Here is a 19,359-nt window from a genome sequence, read left to right as displayed (position 1 = left end):
ATTCGACCATGCGTGCCAAGCTTTTGCGGAGCCTGTGAAGAGGTCGTGCAGACTGGCCGTATGCGTACGGAACTTGTGTCGGAACCCGGCGACCCGAACCGCCCCAACGAGGACTTCGCGAGCGTCGGCCTTCCGGCCTCGGGACAGGGCGGTTCGCTGATCGTCCTGGACGGTGTGACACCGCCGAGAGGCGAGACGGGGTGTCTGCATTCGGTCCCTTGGTACACCGCGCGCCTCGGCGGAGCACTGACCGAACTGACCGTTTCCTACCGGGATCTGACCCTGGCGGAGATTCTCTCCCGGGCGATCCTCCGAACAGCTGAGGCCCACGCCACCACCTGTGACCTTTCTCACCCACGCACCCCACAGGCAACGGTCGTAGTGGCCCGCTGGTCACCCCAGGAGGTCGAATATCTGGTCCTCTCGGACTCGGCCCTGCTGGTCGAATCACCGGCCGGCGAGGTGACCGCCGTACTGGACGACCGCCTGTCCCGCCTGCCCCGCAGCGCTCTGGCGACGGACGCCATGATCGACACCACGCTCCGCAACAAGGAGGGCGGCTTCTTCACGGCCGCCGCCGATCCGTCGGTCGCGGCCCGCGCGGTGACGGGGTCGCTCCCGCGCACCGACGCCCGCACCCTCACCGCCCTGACGGACGGGGCGACCCGGTGGGTGGACAAGTTCGGCCAGGGCGACTGGGCGGACTGCTTCGCGCTCGTAAGGAAGGACGGGGCGGCGGAACTGGTGGCCCGAGTACGGGAGTTGGAGCGGGCGGACGAGGAGACGCGGACGTATCTGCGGCGGAGCAAGACGCACGACGACGCGACGGTCGTGTACGTCGAGCTGTGAACGGCCTCTAGGTCATGGGCACTTCTCCGTTCCGTGTCACTTCTCCGTTCGGTGTCACTCTCCGTTCGGTGTCACTTCTCCGTTCGGTGCCGCCTCCCCGTTCGGTGTCACTTCTCCATGACGCCGTTCAACTGGTGGATCAGCCGGGCCAGTTCGGCCACCTCGCGGCGGTCCCAGTGGGAGAGCTGGCTGACGTAGCGCGCCCGCCGGGCCTCGCGGACGTGGGCGACCCGGCGGCGGCCCTCGTCGGTGAGGTCGACCAGCCAGGCCCGGCCGTCCGCCGGGTCGGGCTCGCGGGCGATCAGCCCCAGGTCCTCCAGGGCGCGGAGCTGGCGGGACATGGTGGCCTTGCCGACGCCGATGTAGGCGGCCAGTTCGGTGGCCCGCTGCCTGCCGTACTCGTCCAGCCGGACCAGCAGGCCGTACGCGGCGGACTCCAGATCGGGGTGGACCTCGCGGGCCATCTCGCCCTGGTTGGCCCGGGCCCGGCGCAAGAGGAACGTCAACTCGCGTTCCAGGGAAAGGTATTCGTGGTCGACGGCGAGTCCGTCGGGGCCCACGGACAGCGTGCCGGCGTCGCCGGAAAGGTCGCCGCCGGAAAGGTCGCCGCCAGAAAGGCCGCCGCCCTCGCCGGAGAGTCCGCGGTCGTCCACGGGAAGCCCTCCGTCGTTTCTGTCCTCGCCCTTGTGCACGTCAGCACCCATTGGTCCGCTTTCCCGATCGTGAAAGTTTCCGCCAAACACCGTCATCGCCGCAGCTCCGCCAGTATTTCGCAGGGCTAGACCAACGGCGTCGTCCGGACCCCCTTCCCACGCGGTCTTCTGGATGCGTAGCTTCCTTACCAGGCAACGACTGGCATGGCCACGCCAACATCAAATCCCTCTCCCTCCACTCCCCCACCGCGCTCCACCGCGCCCTCGGAGGCAAGCCATGCCCCACGCCACGCCCGCGGACAGACCCCGAACGCCCCGCCTGCGGCACGTCCCCCTCGCCTTCTCCCTCGCCCTCTCCGCAATCCTGCTGGCGGCACTCCCCCATCCGGCCGGCGCCGCCACGGTCCCCGCCCGCGGTTCCGCCTACATGGGCATCGGCGTCCTGGCGCACGACGGCCAGGACGGCTCGCCCGCCGGCACTGCCGCCACCCAGACGGAGGGCGTCGACGTCAGCGCCTACCAGGGCAACGTCGCCTGGTCGACCCTGTGGAGCAGCGGGGTCAAGTGGGCCTACACGAAGGCGACCGAGGGGACGTACTACACGAACCCCTACTTCGCGCAGCAGTACAACGGCTCCTACGGCGTCGGCATGATCCGCGGCGCCTACCACTTCGCGACCCCGGACACGACGAGCGGCGCCACCCAGGCCAACTACTTCGTCGACCACGGCGGCGGCTGGTCCAAGGACGGCCGCACCCTCCCCGGTGTCCTCGACATCGAGTGGAACCCGTACGGCGCGTCCTGCTACGGCAAGTCGACGGCGGCGATGGTCAGTTGGATCGCCGACTTCCTGTCCACGTACAAGTCCCGCACGGGCCGGAACGCGGTGATCTACACGGCGACGAGCTGGTGGTCCTCCTGCACGGGCAACTCCAGCGCCTTCGCGTCCGCCGACCCGCTGTGGATCGCGCGGTATGCCTCGGACCCGGGGACGCTACCGGCAGGGTGGTCGTTCTACACGATGTGGCAGTACACGTCGTCGGGGCCGACGGTCGGGGACCACGACAGGTTCAACGGCGCGCTGGACCGCGTGGTCGCCCTCGCCAACGGCTGACGAGCCGTCCGTACTACGGCGAAGGCCCGGGCCTCCCTTACTACGGCGAAAGCCCGGGCCTCCCTTGAAGAGACCCGGGCCTTCACCTACCGGTGGACGTCCGTCACGCCGCCACCGGAACCTCCGACGTCGCGCCGTTCGTCGCCGGCGACAGCGCCAGCTCCAGGACCTGGCGGACGTCCGTCACCGCGTGGACGTCGAGCTTGTCCAGGACCTCGGCCGGGACGTCGTCCAGGTCGGGCTCGTTGCGCTTCGGGATGATGACGGTGGTGACCCCGGCCTGGTGCGCGGCGAGCAGCTTCTGCTTCACGCCGCCGATCGGGAGGACCCGACCGGTCAGGGAGACCTCACCCGTCATCGCCACGTCCGTGCGGACCAGTCGGCCGCTGAGCAGCGACGCCAGGGCCGTCGTCATCGTGACGCCCGCGCTCGGGCCGTCCTTCGGCACCGAACCCGCCGGGAAGTGGATGTGCACGCCCCGGTCCTTCAAGTCGCCGACGGGCAGCTCCAGTTCGGCGCCGTGCGAGCGGAGGAAGGACAGGGCGATCTGCGCGCTCTCCTTCATCACGTCACCCAGCTGACCGGTCAGGGTCAGACCCGCCGCGCCCGTCTCCGGGTCGGCCAGCGACGCCTCGACGTAGAGGACGTCACCACCCGCGCCGGTGACCGCGAGACCGGTGGCGACACCGGGTACGGCCGTGCGGCGCTCGGCCGGGTCCTGGGCGGACTCGGGCACGTGGTGCGGCCGTCCGATCAGGGCGCGCAGGTCGGCGTCGGTCACCGTGAACGGCAGCTCGCGCTGGCCCAGTTCGTGCTGAGCCGCGATCTTGCGCAGCAGCCGGGCGACGGACCGCTCCAGGGTGCGGACGCCGGCCTCGCGGGTGTACTCACCGGCGAGCTTGCGCAGCGCGCTCTCGTCGATGACGACCTCGTCGTCCTTGAGCCCCGCCCGCTCCAGCTGACGCGGGAGCAGGTGGTCGCGGGCGATGACAACCTTCTCGTCCTCGGTGTAACCGTCCAGCCGGACCAGTTCCATACGGTCGAGCAGTGCCTCCGGGATGGCTTCGAGCACGTTGGCCGTCGCCAGGAACACCACGTCGCTCAGGTCGAGTTCGACCTCCAGGTAGTGGTCGCGGAAGGTGTGGTTCTGCGCGGGGTCGAGCACTTCGAGCAGGGCCGCCGCCGGGTCCCCCCGGTAGTCGGACCCCACCTTGTCGATCTCGTCCAGCAGGACCACCGGGTTCATGGACCCGGCCTCCTTGATGGCCCGGACGATACGACCGGGCAGCGCACCGACGTACGTACGCCGGTGTCCACGGATCTCGGCCTCGTCCCGCACCCCACCGAGCGCGACCCGCACGAACTTCCGCCCCATCGCATGCGCGACGGACTCACCGAGCGAGGTCTTACCGACACCGGGCGGACCGACGAGCGCGAGCACGGCACCACCGCGCCGACCGCCGACGACTCCCAGGCCCCGCTCCGCGCGCCGCTTGCGCACGGCCAGGTACTCGGTGATGCGCTCCTTCACGTCGTTCAGACCGGCGTGCTCGGCGTCGAGGATCGCCTTGGCGCCCTGGATGTCGTACTCGTCCTGGGTGCGCTCGTTCCACGGCAGTTCGAGAACGGTGTCCAGCCACGTCCGGATCCACGACCCCTCGGGCGACTGGTCGGAGGACCGCTCAAGCTTCTCGACCTCCTTGAGCGCGGCCTCGCGGACCTTCTCGGGAAGATCGGCGGCCTCGACGCGAGCCCGGTAGTCGTCGGACTCCTCACCGTCGCTCATGTCCCCGTTCAGCTCGCGCAGTTCCTTGCGGACGGCTTCGAGCTGACGCCGCAGCAGGAACTCACGCTGCTGCTTGTCGACGCCTTCCTGCACGTCCTTGGCGATGGTCTCGGCAACGTCCTGCTCGGCGAGGTGATCCCGCAGGTGCTGGGTGGCGAGCTTCAGCCGGGCCACCGGTTCGGCGGTCTCCAACAGCTCGATCTTCTGTTCAGTGGTGAGGAAAGGCGAGTAGCCAGAGTTATCGGCAAGCGTGGACACATCATCGATGGCCTGCACGCGGTCGACGACCTGCCAGGCCCCGCGCTTGCGCAGCCAGGCGGTGGCCAGCGCCTTGTACTCCTTCACCAGCTCGGAAACGGAACCGGGCAAGGGTTCGGGCAGGCTCTCGTCGAGCGCGGTGCCCTCCACCCACAGTGCGGCACCGGGCCCGGTGGTCCCGGCCCCGATCTTCACGCGGCTACGGCCGCGGATCAGCGCACCCGGGTCGCCGTCGGCCAGCCGGCCGACCTGCTCGATGGTGCCGAGCACGCCGGTGCTCGCGTAAGTCCCGTCGATCCGTGGCACCAGCAGGACCTTGGGCTTTCCGGACTCGGACCGCGCGGCGGCCTGTGCGGCCTCCACGGCGGCGCGTACATCGGTGTCGTTCAGGTCCAGCGGAACCACCATTCCGGGCAGCACGACCTCGTCGTCGAGCGGCAGCACGGGCAGGGTGAGCGGTGTGGACGTCGAAGCCATGATCTCCCCTTAGGCAGTCAAGTTGAGCTATGCCGACTCAATGCTTGGGCGCCTTCGATTGTTCCCCACCCCGTGTTCGCCGTGAGCGATCAGGCGTAGTGCGCTGGGTTCCGTGCAGGTCAACACGGAAATGGGGTGGGGGCTTCCCGGGGGGGCGGGGTGCGTGCGGGGGCGGGGTGCGCTGACGGGGTGGCGGGGGGAACGGGGTCCTGTGACGTGCTGGTCGGGACTCGACGCCCGATCTCGACGGCCGACCTCAACGGCTGACCTCGGCGCCCGACCTCGGCGCCCGGCCTAGGCGCCCGACCTCGACGTCCGACCTCGACGTCCGATGTCAGTGGCGCCTGCCACGATCCCCTGACGCGACGCCATCACGATCACGATCAGGAGAGACGCATGGGCACCTGGGATGTCGGCCCCTTCGACAACGACACCGCGGCGGATTGGTGCGGCGACCTCGACGACGCCTCCCCGGACGCACGTCAGGGCTTGGTGCGGGACACCCTCGCCCGAGCGGCCGAGACCATCGATTTCCTCGACGCGCACGTCGCCGACGAGGCCATCGCGGCAGCGGCCCTGGTCGCCGCGCAATGCCCCGGCGGCGATCCCGCCCACCCCCACTACGGCCCGGACGAGCCCGTCCCCGACCTCACCGGTCTACGCGCGCTCGCCCTTCGGGCCCTCGACCGCGTCATGACCGAGCCGTCCGAACTCCTGGAACTCTGGGCGGAACCGGACGGCAGCCCCGGCCTCTGGCAGGCGACCATCAACCGGCTCCGCAGCACGCTCACACCCCGGCCACCAGAAGAACAGCTCCACCTGAGCTGACCCGCGCAGCAGCGCACCCACCCGTTCCCAACCCGAAAGGTCCACATGAGCTGGGACGTTCTTCTCCTCCACCTGCCCGACGACATCACCTCGGCGCAGGACATACCCGACGACTACGCCCCGCGCCCACTCGGCCCACTGCACGAAGTCCTCGCGACCGTGAGCCGGGCCGAGCCCGAAGCCGACCTCTCTGATCCCACCTGGGGCGACCTCACCGGACCCACCTGGTCCATCGAACTCAACATCGGCTCGGACGATCCCGTGGACTCGATCATGCTCCACGTCCGCGGCTCCGGCGACGACGTGCTCCCCTCCGTCTTCCGCCTCGCGGACGCCTTCGGCTGCAAGGTGCTGGACGGCTCCGCAGGAGAGCTGATCACTCCGGGAGGGCCCTCGGGGTGGCACGCGTTCCAGGAATTCCGCGACCGCATGTTCGGCCCTTCCGAAAAGGGCTGATCATCCGTGCCGAGGAGGCTCACAGCGTCATGGAACAGCTGCCCGAAAGCGCGGACCGGGACATCTTCGCGGAGCGGTACGAGGGGCTCCGCCGCGATCGCCCGGACGACTTCGATCTGAGCCGGGACGAATACGGCCGAGGCTTCTACTCCTGATCCAGCCGACTCGACCGAAGCGTGCCTGACTCGAACGTGCGGGGGTGCTCGACGCTCGGGAAGGGTGAGGCGCGAAATTGTGACACTTTGCGCAAAGGTGTCACGCTTCTACGGGCAGGGTCTCCTCCGGCAGGGGGCAGCGACCACGTCACGCCGCCACACACCCCGGCGCACCCCACATCAGCTCGAACCACACGACCTTCCCCTGAGTCGGCCCCACCACGAAGCTCCCCCAGGCGTCGGCGCACAGCTCCACAAGGGCGAGACCGCGCCCCCCTTCGGCATACGGCTCCGGGCAACCCGTCGGGTTCGGCGGCAGGAACCCCCCGTCCCAGACGCTGGCCCGCAGCCGCTTGTCCGCCCACTTGAGACTGAGGGAGGCGGGGCCGGGGGCGTGGCGGGTGAGGACGGAGCGGGCGATGGCGGGGGCGAGGGGGTCGTGGGGAACACGGAGGATGTAGCGCCATTCGGAGGGGGTTCGAGCCGGCGTTCGTCCATGGCAACTCTCCTGTGCCGAGGTGGAGTTGATTCGAGGCTCACCGTAGGCCGGTTCACCTAACTAGTGCCACCAGATGACACAGGTTGGCAGCCGAATAACCCGAACGAGTGAATGACATGTCGTGCGGCGACCGATAGGAAGGGGCCATGGCTTCACGGACCTTCATCACCGAGCGCCAGCGGCGCCTGGGCACCGAGCTGCGGCGCATGCGCGAGAACTGCGGGCTGACCATCCAGGAGGCGGCCGACCGACTCGGCACGAACCGCTCCCACGTCACCAACATGGAGCTGGCCCGCTTCGGAGTGAGCGCCGAGCGCGTGCGCACGCTGGCCGCCCTCTACGACTGCCCGGACACCGGCTACGTGGACGCCCTTGCCGCGATGGCCGGGGACCGCACACGCGGCTGGTGGGAGGGATACCGAGGGTCCATCACGGCGAGCGGTCTCGACCTCGCCGAACTCGAATACCACTCCACGAGTCTGCGGGTCTTCGTCGCCATGCACGTGCCGGGACTGCTGCAGACCGAGCAGTACGCGCGTGCCGTGTTGTCCGAGACCGTTCCGGCCTGGCCCATGCCGGAACTCCGGCGATGGCTCTCATACCGTATGCGGCGCCGCGACATCCTCGACCGGGACGATCCGCCCGCCTGCACCTTCGTGATCCACGAGGCAGCGCTACGGCTCCAGTTCGGCGGCCGAGAGATCATGCGGGGTCAGCTGCAGGAACTGGTCGACGCCTCACGACGCCGGAACGTCACCCTGCGGGTGATCCCCTTCAGCGCGGGCGGTTTCCCCGTTCCTGGGCTCACCGTGACGTACGCCTCCGGCGCGGTGCCGCAGCTCGACACCGTTCAGCTCGACAGGGCGACCACCACTGAATTCCTTGATGCGCAGACCCAACTGGCGAACTACCGTGCACTGATGGAGCGCATCACCAAGGCCGCGCTCCCCGTGAAGGAGTCACGGGAGTTCATCCGCACCCTTGCGGACAGCACTTGAAAGTTGGGGACATGCCCGAGATCACCTGGCAAAAGTCGTCCTACTCCGGCTCGGGAGAGACGAACTGCGTTGAAATCGGCGCCACTCCACACACCCTCGCCCTCCGCGAAAGCGACAGCCCCACCGTCGTACTCAACACCGACCGCCCCCAACTCACCGCCCTCCTGCGGCACATCAGGACCACCACACCCCGCCCCCGCCATTAATCAGTTGCCCCAGCTCACACACCTCGTACCGTCTCCCCCGTGACAGAGCCGGAATCCGAAACCCAGACCCAGACCCTCCTCGCCGCCTACGACAACCAGATGCGCGGCGCCGCCCCCAACCCGCCCGCCGGGGTGACGTACGAGAAGGACGGGCCGCTGCTGCGGATCGTCGGGGAGACCCGGGGGTTCGTGACCGGACCGCGCGACCTGGGCCTACGGGGGCATGCGCTCGATGAACTGATCGCGCGGCAGCGGGACTTCTTCGCGGCGCGTGGGGAGCGCGTGGAGTGGAAGATCCGGGGCCATGACGAACCGGCCGACCTCACGGACCGGCTGCGCTCGGCGGGCTTCGTGCCCGAGGATCAGGAAACGGTGCTGATCGGGCGGACCGACGAACTGGCCGTAGGCGAGCCCGTGTTGCCGGAGGGCGTCACCGTGCGCCGGGTCTCCGACGAGGCGGATCTGCGCCGGATCGGAGCCATGGAGTCGGCGATCTGGCGCATCGACCTGACCTGGCTGGCGACCGAACTGCTCGGCCGGATCACCTCCACCCCGGACGAGATCGCGGTCTACGTCGCAGAAGCGGAAGCGGACGGCGAGGTGATCTCCGCGGCCTGGCTGCTCTTCTACGGGGACTCCGAGTTCGCCGGGCTGCGCGGCGGTTCGACCGTCACCGAGTGGCGCGGCAAAGGCATCTACCGCGCCCTCATCGCCACCCGAGCCGCCCTCGCCGCCGCCCGCGGAGTGCCGTACCTGCACGTGGACGCCTCGGACGACAGCGCGCCGATCCTGCGCCGGCTGGGATTCCGGGCGATCACCACGACCACGCCGTACGTGTGGTCACCGGAGCAACCGCCCACGAAGAGAACCGATTTGGCATCTCGGGACTGAAGAAGAAGCTGAACGCGGGCGGCTAACCACGCGGGGAGTCAGACCCCCGAAACCTCAACCCGAGCCGCCCCAGACCCAGCCACCCCAGCCACCCCAGTCGCCCTTGCGGCTCGATCCTCCCGTGCCGCCCGCGCCCACCGCCGTATCAACGGCCACGTCGCGACACCTATCGCCAGCGAGATCAGATGACCCCAGTTCGTCATGGGGTCGGTGAACGCGATCAGGTCCGCGACCAGTGACCAGCCGAACAGGACGATCAGCGGGAGGCCGAGCCACGGCCGGAGCAGACCGGCCAGCGCTCCTATGCTCGTCGCCACGCCGAAGCTGATGCCGTAGTCGAGGCGATGGAGGGAGGTGGCGGGGAGGTGGCCCGCCAACACCGCGATTCCCACGGTCCCTTCGGTCGCCAGCGTCGCCAGGATGTGCCCGGACAGAAAGACACCGGCCGCCCGCACCCCGCCGATCCGGCGTTCCAGCGCGGTCAGTACAAGCAGGAACAGGAACGCGTACGGCGACACCATCCCGCCCACGATCCACATCGCGCTGGCGACCAGCACGAGGAACGGGTCGCGGAGGAGGTGGGTGACGTCCGTACTGGATGCCTGGTGCAGTTGGGTCACGAAGGTCGGATCGGCGTACTGCGCCACCAGCGAAGTTACGACGAGCAGCAACCCGTAACCGAAGGTGAACGGCGTCCCCGTGGGCGTCGGCAGCAACCGCCAGGGGTGGAGGCGGCGGAGTGCGAGCAGGACGCGCGACTCACCGGGGATGGCAGGGGTGGACGCCGAGACGGACACCGCGGCCGAAGTCCGAGCGGCGAACCCCAACTCCCCCACCGCGTCCGGCACTTCCCGCTGTCTGGGCATCGCGTCCAGCAGACCGGAATCCAGGGGCGCAGCCGACCCGAACTCGTCGGCCAGGGGCCCGCCCGGAGGCGTGGCGGGGGCCTGGGTGTCGGCCGTCGCGATCCGTTCCACGGTGAGGCGCTCCTTCCGGTTCCACCCCACCCTTCGCCGTCCCACCTGCCGCTGTCTATGACCGACGCCACGCGAGAGCCGATTCACAGCAACCTGAAAGCCTTCTCACGCGTCCGCCGGTACCTTGCGCCCTGACGCACCCGGACGAGTGCGCCGTGGGTCAATTCGGCTGCACAATCCGGTGAAACTGCCAGGATGAGTCGCATGACCACCGCGTACGACAGCACCACGTACGACAGCCCCGTTGTCCTGGACCGTCGCGAGGGCCCCTACGGCGAGGTGGTGCTGCGCCGGCATGGGGAGTTGCTCCAGATCATCGCCAACGGGTGCTTCCTGATGGACACTTCGGACGGGCGGTCGGAGCGGCTGCTGGTCGACGTCGCGCGCGATGCCCTCGACTCTCGCCCCGATCCTCATGTGTTGATCGGCGGACTCGGCGTCGGCTTCTCACTGGCGCATGCCGCCGCCGACGCCCGGTGGGGTCGGATCACGGTCGTCGAACGGGAACCCGCGATCGTCGAATGGCACCGATCGGGGCCCTTGTCGGCGCTCTCCGCGGCCGCTCTCGCCGACCCCCGGACCGACATTGTGAAAACGGACCTAGTCGCATTCGTCAATGAGACTTGCGCCACTTTTGACGCGCTCTGCCTCGACATCGACAACGGCCCCGACTGGACCGTCACCGACAGCAACGAAACCCTGTACTCGCAGGCCGGACTGGCAAGCTGTGCAAGGGTGTTGAGGCCAGGCGGGGTACTGGCCGTATGGTCGGCGCGGCCCTCTCCGGAATTTGAGCGAACCTTATGGAATGCCGGGTTCCAACAGGTGCGTACCGAAGAGATCCCGGTTGCCCGAGGAGTTCCCGACGTGGTGCACCTCGCCGTCCGACCTGGATAGCAAAGGCGTGGTGACTGCCCGTACCCTGCTTGCCTGACGCAGATCATTCAAGCGTCAAGCGCAGTCATGGGATCACCCCACTGGTTCCGGAAAGCACACTTCAGGGGCGGGCGATGGAGCAGACAAGTACCTCCCACAACGGTACGGCCACGGCCACGCCGGGCGCACAGCGCCGGGTGCTGGTGGTCGAGGACGACCCGACGATCGTCGACGCCATCGCGGCCCGTTTGCGCGCCGAGGGATTTCTCGTGCAGACCGCGGGCGACGGGCCGTCGGCCGTCGACACCGCCGAGGCCTGGCAGCCCGATCTGCTGATCCTCGACATCATGCTGCCCGGCTTCGACGGGCTGGAGGTCTGCCGCCGTGTGCAGGCCGCCCGCCCGGTGCCGGTGCTGATGCTCACCGCGCGCGACGACGAGACCGACATGCTGGTCGGGCTCGGGGTCGGCGCCGACGACTACATGACCAAGCCGTTCTCGATGCGGGAGCTGGCGGCGCGGGTGCATGTCCTGCTGCGCCGCATGGAGCGTGCCGTGGTGGCCGCGTCCACCCCGCGCTCGGGCATCCTGCGCCTGGGCGAGCTGGAGATCGACCACGCGCAGCGCCGGGTAAGGGTGCGCAGCGAGGACGTGCACCTGACGCCCACCGAGTTCGACCTGCTGGTCTGCCTGGCGAACACCCCGCGTGCCGTGCTCTCCCGTGAGCAGCTGCTCGCCGAGGTGTGGGACTGGGCCGACGCGTCGGGCACCCGCACCGTCGACAGCCACATCAAGGCGCTGCGCCGGAAGATCGGCGCCGAGCGGATCCGCACGGTGCACGGCGTCGGCTACGCGCTGGAGACTCCGACGCCATGAGCGACGGGCCGACGTCACGGAGGAGCCCCGGGGAACCCTGGGGCGGCGTACGCCCGTTCTCGATCAAGACCAAGCTGGGCGCGCTGGTCGTCATCGCGGTGCTCATCACCACCGGGCTGATGATGATCGCCATGCGCACGGCGACGGAGCTGCGCTTCATCACGGTCTTCTCGATGATCGCCACACTGCTGATAACGCAGTTCGTGGCCCATTCGCTCACCGCGCCGCTGGACGAGATGAACACGGTGGCCCGGTCCATCTCGCGCGGTGACTACACCCGCCGGGTGCGCGAGAACCGCCGGGACGAACTGGGCGACCTGGCCGGGACGATCAACATCATGGCCGACGAGCTGGAGGCCCAGGAGCGCCAGCGCAAGGAACTCGTCGCGAACGTCTCGCACGAGCTGCGCACCCCCATCGCGGGCCTGCGCGCCGTACTGGAGAACGTCGTCGACGGCGTCTCGGCCGCCGATCCGGAGACCATGCGGACGGCACTGAAGCAGACGGAGCGGCTCGGGCGGCTCGTGGAGACGCTGCTCGACCTCTCCCGCCTCGACAACGGCGTCGTACCGCTGAAGACGCGGCGGTTCGAGGTGTGGCCGTATCTCTCGGGCGTGCTCAAGGAGGCCAACATGGTCGCCTCCGCGCGCGCGGGCATCGCGTCGGGTTCGGGCAGTCACACGCGGACGGACGTCCATCTGCACCTGGACGTGTCCCCACCGGAGCTGACCGCGCTCGCCGACCCGGAGCGCATCCACCAGGTCGTCGCCAACCTGATCGACAACGCGGTCAAGCACAGCCCCGCGCACGGCCGGGTGACGGTCAAGGCGCGGCGCGGGTCGCTGCCCCAGTCGCTGGAGCTGGAGGTCCTGGACGAGGGGCCCGGCATCCCGAAGGCGGAGTGGGCGCACATCTTCGAGCGGTTCAACCGGGGCGCGGTCAGCTCGCCCCACGGACCCGGCAGCGACGGCGGTACGGGCCTCGGCCTCGCGATCGCCCGCTGGGCGGTGGATCTGCACGGCGGCCGGATCGGTGTGGCCGAATCCGACCGTGGCTGCAGGATTATCGTCACCCTCCCGGGACTCCCCGCCATGCCAAGTTGACGTAAAGTTCGACCCGGAGCCCCAAGATCCACGACGGTCCGCGCTGACGGACACGTGTGATCAGGCACAGGCCCGCGCCATCGGCGCGTCCGGCCCGCATCCACGTGCGTCTTCCGCAGCGGAACCACGCTTGTTTCCCGCCATTTCAGTGCTCGAAACACACTTTCCGATGTGACTTACGCGACGATGGACCGGCCCGACCTGACCTTGGCGGTCATGGGGGCGTAGCCTTAATTCCCGCTGTCCATCACCTTGTGAAGCGGAAGAGGGCGGTTGCCGCCGTGTCGTCACAGTCCCCCAGTAACTCGACCATCTCGACCGAGTCCGACCAAGCCGCGGGTAAGAATCCCGCGGCGGCGTTCGGTCCCAACGAGTGGCTCGTCGACGAGATCTATCAGCAGTACCTCCAGGATCCGAACTCGGTGGACCGAGCCTGGTGGGACTTCTTCGCCGACTACAAGCCGGGCGCGGCTGCCGCCCCGACCTCGACTTCGGCGGGTACTGCGGCCGCGGGGGCCGCAGCGCCCACCACTCCGGCCCCGGCCGCACCCGTAGCCGCAGCTCCGGCTCCGGCCCCGGTTGCTCCTGCCGCGCCCGTGGCTCCGGCGGTCCCCGCGCCGGCGCCCGCAGCCGCCGCTCCGGCGCCGGTGAAGGCCGTAGCCCCGGCTCCGGCGCCTGTGCCTGCGAAGGCGGCGGCCCCGGCCGCTCAGCCGAAGAAGGCGGAGCCCGCGGCCGAGGCCACGGGTGGCCCGGAGTTCGTGACGCTGCGCGGTCCCGCCGCCGCGGTCGCGAAGAACATGAACGCTTCGGTCGAGGTCCCCACCGCCACGTCGGTGCGCGCGGTCCCGGTCAAGCTGCTCTTCGACAACCGCATCGTCATCAACAACCACCTGAAGCGTGCCCGGGGCGGGAAGATCTCCTTCACCCACCTCATCGGCTACGCGATGGTGCAGGCCATCAAGGCCATGCCGTCGATGAACTACTCGTTCGTCGAGAAGGACGGCAAGCCGACCCTGGTCAAGCCGGAGCACGTCAACTTCGGTCTCGCCATCGACCTGGTGAAGCCCAACGGCGACCGCCAGCTCGTCGTCGCCGGCATCAAGAAGGCCGAGACGCTGAACTTCTTCGAGTTCTGGCAGGCCTACGAGGACATCGTCCGCCGCGCCCGCGACGGCAAGCTGACGATGGATGACTTCACGGGCGTCACCGTGTCGTTGACCAACCCCGGCGGCCTCGGCACCGTCCACTCGGTCCCCCGCCTGATGCCCGGTCAGTCGGTCATCATGGGCGTCGGCTCCATGGACTACCCGGCCGAGTTCCAGGGCACGAGCCAGGACACCCTCAACAAGCTCGGCATCTCGAAGGTCATGACGCTCACGTCGACCTACGACCACCGGGTCATCCAGGGCGCCGCCTCCGGCGAGTTCCTGCGGATCGTCGCGAACCTCCTGCTCGGCGAGAGCGGCTTCTACGACGAGATCTTCGAGGCGCTGCGCATCCCGTACGAGCCGGTCCGCTGGCTCAAGGACATCGACGCGTCGCACGACAACGACGTGACGAAGGCCGCCCGCGTCTTCGAGCTGATCCACTCCTACCGGGTCCGCGGCCACGTCATGGCCGACACCGACCCGCTGGAGTACCGCCAGCGCAAGCACCCCGACCTGGACATCACCGAGCACGGCCTCACCCTGTGGGACCTGGAGCGGGAGTTCGCGGTCGGCGGCTTCGCCGGCAAGTCCCTGATGAAGCTGCGCGACATCCTCGGCGTGCTGCGCGACTCGTACTGCCGCACCACCGGCATCGAGTTCATGCACATCCAGGACCCGAAGCAGCGCAAGTGGATCCAGGACCGCATCGAGCGCTCGCACTCCAAGCCGGAGCGCGAGGAGCAACTGCGCATCCTGCGCCGCCTGAACGCGGCGGAGGCCTTCGAGACCTTCCTGCAGACGAAGTACGTCGGCCAGAAGCGCTTCTCGCTCGAAGGCGGCGAGTCGGTCATCCCGCTGCTGGACGCGGTCATCGACAGCGCGGCCGAGTCGCGCCTCGACGAGGTCGTCATCGGCATGGCCCACCGCGGCCGCCTGAACGTCCTCGCGAACATCGTCGGCAAGTCGTACGCCCAGATCTTCCGCGAGTTCGAGGGCAACCTCGACCCGAAGTCGATGCACGGCTCCGGCGACGTGAAGTACCACCTGGGCGCCAAGGGCACCTTCACCGGCCTGGACGGCGAGCAGATCAAGGTCACCCTCGCGGCGAACCCGTCCCACCTGGAGACGGTCGACCCGATCATCGAGGGCATCGTCCGCGCCCGCCAGGACATCATCAACAAGGGCGGCACGGACTTCACGGTCCTCCCGCTCGCCCTGCACGGTGACGCGGCCTTCGCGGGCCAGGGCGTGGTGGCCGAAACGCTCAACATGTCGCAGCTGCGCGGCTACCGCACCGGCGGCACGATCCACATCGTCATCAACAACCAGGTCGGCTTCACGGCCGCTCCCGAGTCCTCGCGTTCGTCGATGTACGCGACGGACGTGGCGAGGATGATCGAGGCCCCGATCTTCCACGTGAACGGCGACGACCCGGAGGCCGTGGTCCGCGTGGCCCGTCTGGCCTTCGAGTTCCGTCAGGCGTTCAACAAGGACGTGGTGATCGACCTCATCTGCTACCGCCGCCGCGGTCACAACGAGTCGGACAACCCGGCCTTCACCCAGCCCCTGATGTACGACCTCATCGACAAGAAGCGCTCAGTGCGCAAGCTGTACACCGAGTCGCTGATCGGCCGAGGCGACATCACCCTGGAAGAGGCCGAACAGGCACTCCAGGACTACCAGGGCCAGCTGGAGAAGGTCTTCACGGAGGTCCGCGAGGCGACGGCCCAGCCGGGTACGGCGCCGATGTCGGACCCGCAGGCGGAGTTCCCGGTCGCGGTCTCGACGGCGATCTCCTCGGAGGTCGTGAAGCGGATCGCCGAGTCCCAGGTCAACATCCCGGACACCTTCCACGTCCACCCGCGCCTGCTCCCGCAGTTGCAGCGCCGGGCGACGATGGTCGAGGACGGGACGATCGACTGGGGCATGGGCGAGACGCTCGCGATCGGCTCCCTCCTCCTGGAGGGCACCCCGGTCCGCCTCTCCGGCCAGGACTCCCGCCGAGGCACGTTCGGCCAGCGCCACGCGGTCCTCATCGACCGTCAGACGGGCGAGGACTACACCCCGCTCCAGTACCTCTCCGAGGAGCAGGCGCGCTACAACGTCTACGACTCGCTCCTCTCCGAGTACGCGGTCATGGGCTTCGAGTACGGCTACTCGCTGGCCCGCCCCGACGCGCTCGTGATGTGGGAGGCGCAGTTCGGCGACTTCGTCAACGGCGCGCAGTCCGTGGTCGACGAGTACATCTCGGCGGCGGAGCAGAAGTGGGGCCAGACGTCCGGCGTCACGCTCCTGCTCCCCCACGGCTACGAGGGCCAGGGCCCGGACCACTCCTCGGCCCGCGTCGAGCGCTTCCTCCAGCTCTGCGCGCAGAACAACATGACGGTCGCGATGCCGACCCTCCCGTCGAACTACTTCCACCTCCTGCGGTGGCAGGTGCACAACCCGCACCACAAGCCGCTGGTGGTCTTCACCCCGAAGTCGATGCTGCGTCTCAAGGCCGCGGCGTCGAAGACGGAGGAGTTCACGACGGGTCAGTTCCGCCCGGTCATCGGCGACGCCTCGGTGACGGACCCGGCGGCCGTCCGCAAGGTCGTCTTCGTCACGGGCAAGCTGTACTACGACCTGGACGCCGAGCGGGTCAAGCGCGGCTCCACGGACACGGCGATCATCCGCCTGGAGCGGCTGTACCCGCTTCCGGGTGCCGAGGTCCAGGCCGAGATCGCCAAGTACCCGAACGCCGAGAAGTACCTCTGGGCCCAGGAGGAGCCGGCCAACCAGGGCGCCTGGCCGTTCATCGCCCTGAACCTGATCGACCACCTGGACCTGGCGGTCGGCGCGGACGTTCCTCACGGGGAGCGCCTGCGGCGGATCTCCCGCCCGCACGGCTCGTCGCCAGCGGTTGGTTCCGCCAAGCGGCATCAGGCTGAGCAGGAGCAGTTGGTGCGTGAGGTGTTCGAGGCGTAAGCGCCCCGCACTGTCGTACGCGGCCGGGCCGCACCCTCACTCCGGGGGTGCGGCCCGGCCGTTTGCGCGCACTTATCCTTGACCCATGTACTTCACGGACCGTGGCATCGAGGAACTGGAGAAGCGGCGCGGCGAGGAAGAGGTCACCTTCGAGTGGCTCGCCGAACAGCTGCGGACGTTCGTCGATCTGAACCCCGACTTCGAGGTCCCGGTGGAACGCCTGGCGACCTGGCTGGCCCGGCTGGACGACGAGGACGACGACGAGTAGTTCCTACGGTGGAGCAGCCGTGGTTGGTTCCTACGGCTGTGCCGCGGTTGTGTGTCAGTCGCGCGGGCGGGCGAGGTCGTAGGCGAGACCCAGCAGCCCGTGGGCCAGGAGCAGCGCCCCCGTGGCGGTCCAGCCTCCGCTACGGCGTCGTAGGCCCCAGGTCGTGAGCGGGAGGCTGACTGCCGTCTGGGTCAGGGCCAGGGCGCGTGCTCTGGGGGTGCCGGACCAGGGCATCCAGGGGCCGAGGCGGCTGCTGTCGACGGCGTCGAGTTCCGCGCGGACCGCCTCGCGCCAGCCCGACCACTCCACCTGCTGGGCGTCCGGGCGGATGCGGGCGATCTCGCGGAGGCGGTCGGCGGGTTCGCCCGGGGTGAGCCCTGTGGGTAGCGCCACTCCCGCGCGCGTGAGGATCGCCAGGAGGCCCCGGAGACGGGCGCGGGCGTCGGTCTCGGGGTCCGGTTTCGTGAGGTGGTCCAGGGACTGCAGGTCCAGTACGGGGTCCAGGCCCAGGCGGGCGGCGAAGGTGCGCATCGCCTCGTCCTCGCCGGCCGGGGTGCCGTCGGTGAGCCAGACGTAGCCGACGGGGCGGCGGAATCCCGAGGCCAGGATGTAGCCCGCGCGGTCGGCGTCCCACCACAGGGCGAGTACCGGCCAGGGGGCGCCGACTGCGAGTGCGGTGGCCCAGCCGGTGAGGACGCGGTCGACCGGTTCGCCGCCGTGCAGCCAGGGCTTGCCCTCGGGGACGAGCACGCTCCAGTCGTCGCCCGCGCGGGTCAGCAGCATGCGTTCGCGGAGCGGGTGGGCCGCCTGGGCGACGGACTCGGGATCCGCCCGGCAGAGCAGCAGGGCGCCCGGGGTGGCACCGGTCCGGTGTCTGGCCTGCGGCTTCTCCGTCGACATGGTCACACGCTAGGGCAATACGCCCATTTCCGCCGGTTGTTCGGAGTCCGGCGTCCGGCGTCCGCTGCCCAATCCCCAATCCCCAACCTCCGACCTCCGACCTCCGACCTCCGGTGATCACTGAAACGAGTGTCTTGACTTTCGACATCCACGATATATCGTGTTTCTCGGAAGACGCGATATGGCGCGTCGAGTTCCGTCCGGTTAGGCCGAGGAGGTCTGCATCATGTCCGAGTGGTCCGTCGCAGAGCCCAAGAAGCTCACGTTCGACGAGCCCGTGAGCGATCTCCACGTGCGCATCGTCAACGGAACGGTGAACGTCGTGGGGACGGACGAGGGTTCCGCCCGCATGGAAGTCTCCGAGATCGACGGGCCGCCCCTGGTGGTGACCCAGAAGAACGGCACGCTGACGGTGGCGTACGAGGACCTCCCCTGGAAGGGCTTCCTCAAGTGGCTCGACCGGAAGGGCTGGCGGCGCAGCGCGGTGGTCTCCCTGGCCGTTCCCGCGAGCACCCGCGTCGAGGTCGGGGTGGTCGGCGCCGCGGCCGTCGTCTCCGGGATCAGCGGGCCTTCGGTGGTGCGGGGCGTCACCGGTGACACGACCCTCGTCAGCCTCTCCGGCTCCGTTCGCGCCGAGACGGTCTCCGGGAATCTGGAGGCCCAGGCCGTCACCGGCGACCTCCGCTTCAACTCAGTCTCCGGCGACCTCACCGTCGTCGAGGGCTCGGGGCCCTCCGTGCGCGCCGAGTCGGTCAGCGGCTCCATGATCGTGGACCTCGACCCGGACGGCCCGACCGACGTCCGGCTGACCAATGTCTCGGGCGAGATCGCCATCCGGCTGCCGCATCCGGCGGACGCGGACGTCGAGGCGAACACGGCGAGCGGTTCGATCTCCAACGCGTTCGACGGGTTGCGGGTGCACGGCCAGTGGGGCGCCCACAAGATCACCGGTCGCCTGGGCGCGGGTACCGGAAAGCTGCGCGCGACGACCGTCTCCGGTTCGATCGCACTGCTGCGCCGTCCGGCGGCGGAGGACGAGGGCGAGGACGGACCGTGGGACGGCGACACGGAGGTG

At 69.2% G+C, this 19,359-nt stretch carries 17 protein-coding genes and 1 pseudogene; 14 read left to right on the top strand and 4 right to left on the bottom strand.

Annotated elements, in window-relative coordinates:
* Positions 1-60 precede the first annotated feature (60 nt).
* Positions 61-849, top strand: coding sequence for a protein phosphatase 2C domain-containing protein (locus OG588_RS33685; protein WP_405950532.1), 789 nt, complete (start codon positions 61-63; stop codon positions 847-849).
* A gap of 107 nt (positions 850-956) precedes the next feature.
* Here OG588_RS33685 and OG588_RS33680 read toward each other — a convergent pair whose 3' ends face one another.
* A complete protein-coding gene (locus OG588_RS33680; protein ID WP_405950531.1) occupies positions 957-1,553 on the bottom strand; it encodes a MarR family winged helix-turn-helix transcriptional regulator in 597 nt (198 codons plus the stop codon).
* A 226-nt stretch (positions 1,554-1,779) separates the two neighbouring features.
* Here OG588_RS33680 and OG588_RS33675 point away from each other — a divergent pair, with 226 nt between their 5' ends.
* A complete protein-coding gene (locus OG588_RS33675) occupies positions 1,780-2,616 on the top strand; it encodes a lysozyme (RefSeq protein ID WP_405950530.1) in 837 nt (278 codons plus the stop codon).
* Between the two features lie 103 nt (positions 2,617-2,719).
* Here OG588_RS33675 and lon read toward each other — a convergent pair whose 3' ends face one another.
* Entirely contained in the window at positions 2,720-5,137 is a 2,418-nt protein-coding gene (lon, locus tag OG588_RS33670) for an endopeptidase La (protein WP_405950529.1), read from the bottom strand.
* A 396-nt stretch (positions 5,138-5,533) separates the two neighbouring features.
* On the opposite strand from lon, the gene OG588_RS33665 reads away from it, so the two are divergent.
* The 6 genes from OG588_RS33665 to OG588_RS33640 all read left to right on the top strand — a co-directional run bounded on the left by OG588_RS33665 (position 5,534) and on the right by OG588_RS33640 (position 9,170).
* A complete protein-coding gene (locus tag OG588_RS33665; RefSeq protein ID WP_405950528.1) occupies positions 5,534-5,965 on the top strand; it encodes a DUF4259 domain-containing protein in 432 nt (143 codons plus the stop codon).
* Between the two features lie 45 nt (positions 5,966-6,010).
* Positions 6,011-6,421, top strand: coding sequence for a hypothetical protein (locus OG588_RS33660; RefSeq protein WP_405950527.1), 411 nt, complete (start codon positions 6,011-6,013; stop codon positions 6,419-6,421).
* 29 nt (positions 6,422-6,450) lie between these two features.
* Positions 6,451-6,576: a hypothetical protein gene (locus OG588_RS33655; RefSeq protein ID WP_405950526.1), complete on the top strand. Its 126-nt coding sequence runs from the start codon at positions 6,451-6,453 to the stop codon at positions 6,574-6,576.
* A 645-nt stretch (positions 6,577-7,221) separates the two neighbouring features.
* Positions 7,222-8,073: a Scr1 family TA system antitoxin-like transcriptional regulator gene (locus OG588_RS33650; protein WP_405950525.1), complete on the top strand. Its 852-nt coding sequence runs from the start codon at positions 7,222-7,224 to the stop codon at positions 8,071-8,073.
* An 11-nt stretch (positions 8,074-8,084) separates the two neighbouring features.
* Complete coding sequence (locus tag OG588_RS33645) at positions 8,085-8,279, top strand: DUF397 domain-containing protein (protein ID WP_405950524.1); 195 nt, start codon at positions 8,085-8,087, stop codon at positions 8,277-8,279.
* A gap of 99 nt (positions 8,280-8,378) precedes the next feature.
* Positions 8,379-9,170: a GNAT family N-acetyltransferase gene (locus OG588_RS33640; protein WP_405953273.1), complete on the top strand. Its 792-nt coding sequence runs from the start codon at positions 8,379-8,381 to the stop codon at positions 9,168-9,170.
* 38 nt (positions 9,171-9,208) lie between these two features.
* Here OG588_RS33640 and OG588_RS33635 read toward each other — a convergent pair whose 3' ends face one another.
* Positions 9,209-10,147, bottom strand: a complete 939-nt coding sequence (locus OG588_RS33635) for a rhomboid-like protein (protein ID WP_405950523.1) — start codon at positions 10,145-10,147, stop codon at positions 9,209-9,211.
* Between the two features lie 204 nt (positions 10,148-10,351).
* Between OG588_RS33635 and OG588_RS33630 the strand changes: the two genes are divergently transcribed.
* The 5 genes from OG588_RS33630 (at position 10,352) to OG588_RS33610 (ending at position 17,384) form a co-directional block, all read left to right on the top strand.
* Positions 10,352-11,044, top strand: coding sequence for a spermidine synthase (locus OG588_RS33630; RefSeq protein ID WP_405950522.1), 693 nt, complete (start codon positions 10,352-10,354; stop codon positions 11,042-11,044).
* A 113-nt stretch (positions 11,045-11,157) separates the two neighbouring features.
* Positions 11,158-11,898 (top strand): response regulator transcription factor, encoded by a 741-nt coding sequence (locus tag OG588_RS33625; RefSeq protein WP_019058228.1) that lies wholly within the window; start codon positions 11,158-11,160, stop codon positions 11,896-11,898.
* Positions 11,895-13,001: a sensor histidine kinase gene (locus tag OG588_RS33620; RefSeq protein WP_405950521.1), complete on the top strand. Its 1,107-nt coding sequence runs from the start codon at positions 11,895-11,897 to the stop codon at positions 12,999-13,001. The genes OG588_RS33625 and OG588_RS33620 overlap by 4 nt, the downstream gene beginning before the upstream one ends.
* Positions 13,002-13,282: 281 nt before the next feature.
* The gene (locus OG588_RS33615) at positions 13,283-17,116 is read left to right on the top strand and encodes a multifunctional oxoglutarate decarboxylase/oxoglutarate dehydrogenase thiamine pyrophosphate-binding subunit/dihydrolipoyllysine-residue succinyltransferase subunit (protein ID WP_405950520.1); all 3,834 of its coding nucleotides are present in this window, start codon (positions 13,283-13,285) and stop codon (positions 17,114-17,116) included.
* An 85-nt stretch (positions 17,117-17,201) separates the two neighbouring features.
* Positions 17,202-17,384 carry a DUF6104 family protein gene (locus OG588_RS33610; protein ID WP_019075209.1) on the top strand — a complete coding sequence of 61 codons (183 nt, stop codon included), beginning with the start codon at positions 17,202-17,204 and terminating at the stop codon, positions 17,382-17,384.
* 54 nt (positions 17,385-17,438) lie between these two features.
* Here OG588_RS33610 and OG588_RS33605 read toward each other — a convergent pair whose 3' ends face one another.
* Complete coding sequence (locus OG588_RS33605) at positions 17,439-18,284, bottom strand: hypothetical protein (protein ID WP_405950519.1); 846 nt, start codon at positions 18,282-18,284, stop codon at positions 17,439-17,441.
* Between the two features lie 226 nt (positions 18,285-18,510).
* Between OG588_RS33605 and OG588_RS33600 the strand changes: the two are divergent.
* Positions 18,511-19,347, top strand: a pseudogene (locus tag OG588_RS33600) (DUF4097 family beta strand repeat-containing protein); the annotation flags it as partial.
* Positions 19,348-19,359 lie beyond the last annotated feature (12 nt).

It is taken from the genome of Streptomyces prunicolor, assembly GCF_045162825.1.
GTDB lineage: Bacteria > Actinomycetota > Actinomycetes > Streptomycetales > Streptomycetaceae > Streptomyces > Streptomyces prunicolor.
This window is presented reverse-complemented; position numbering and strand designations above follow the sequence as displayed.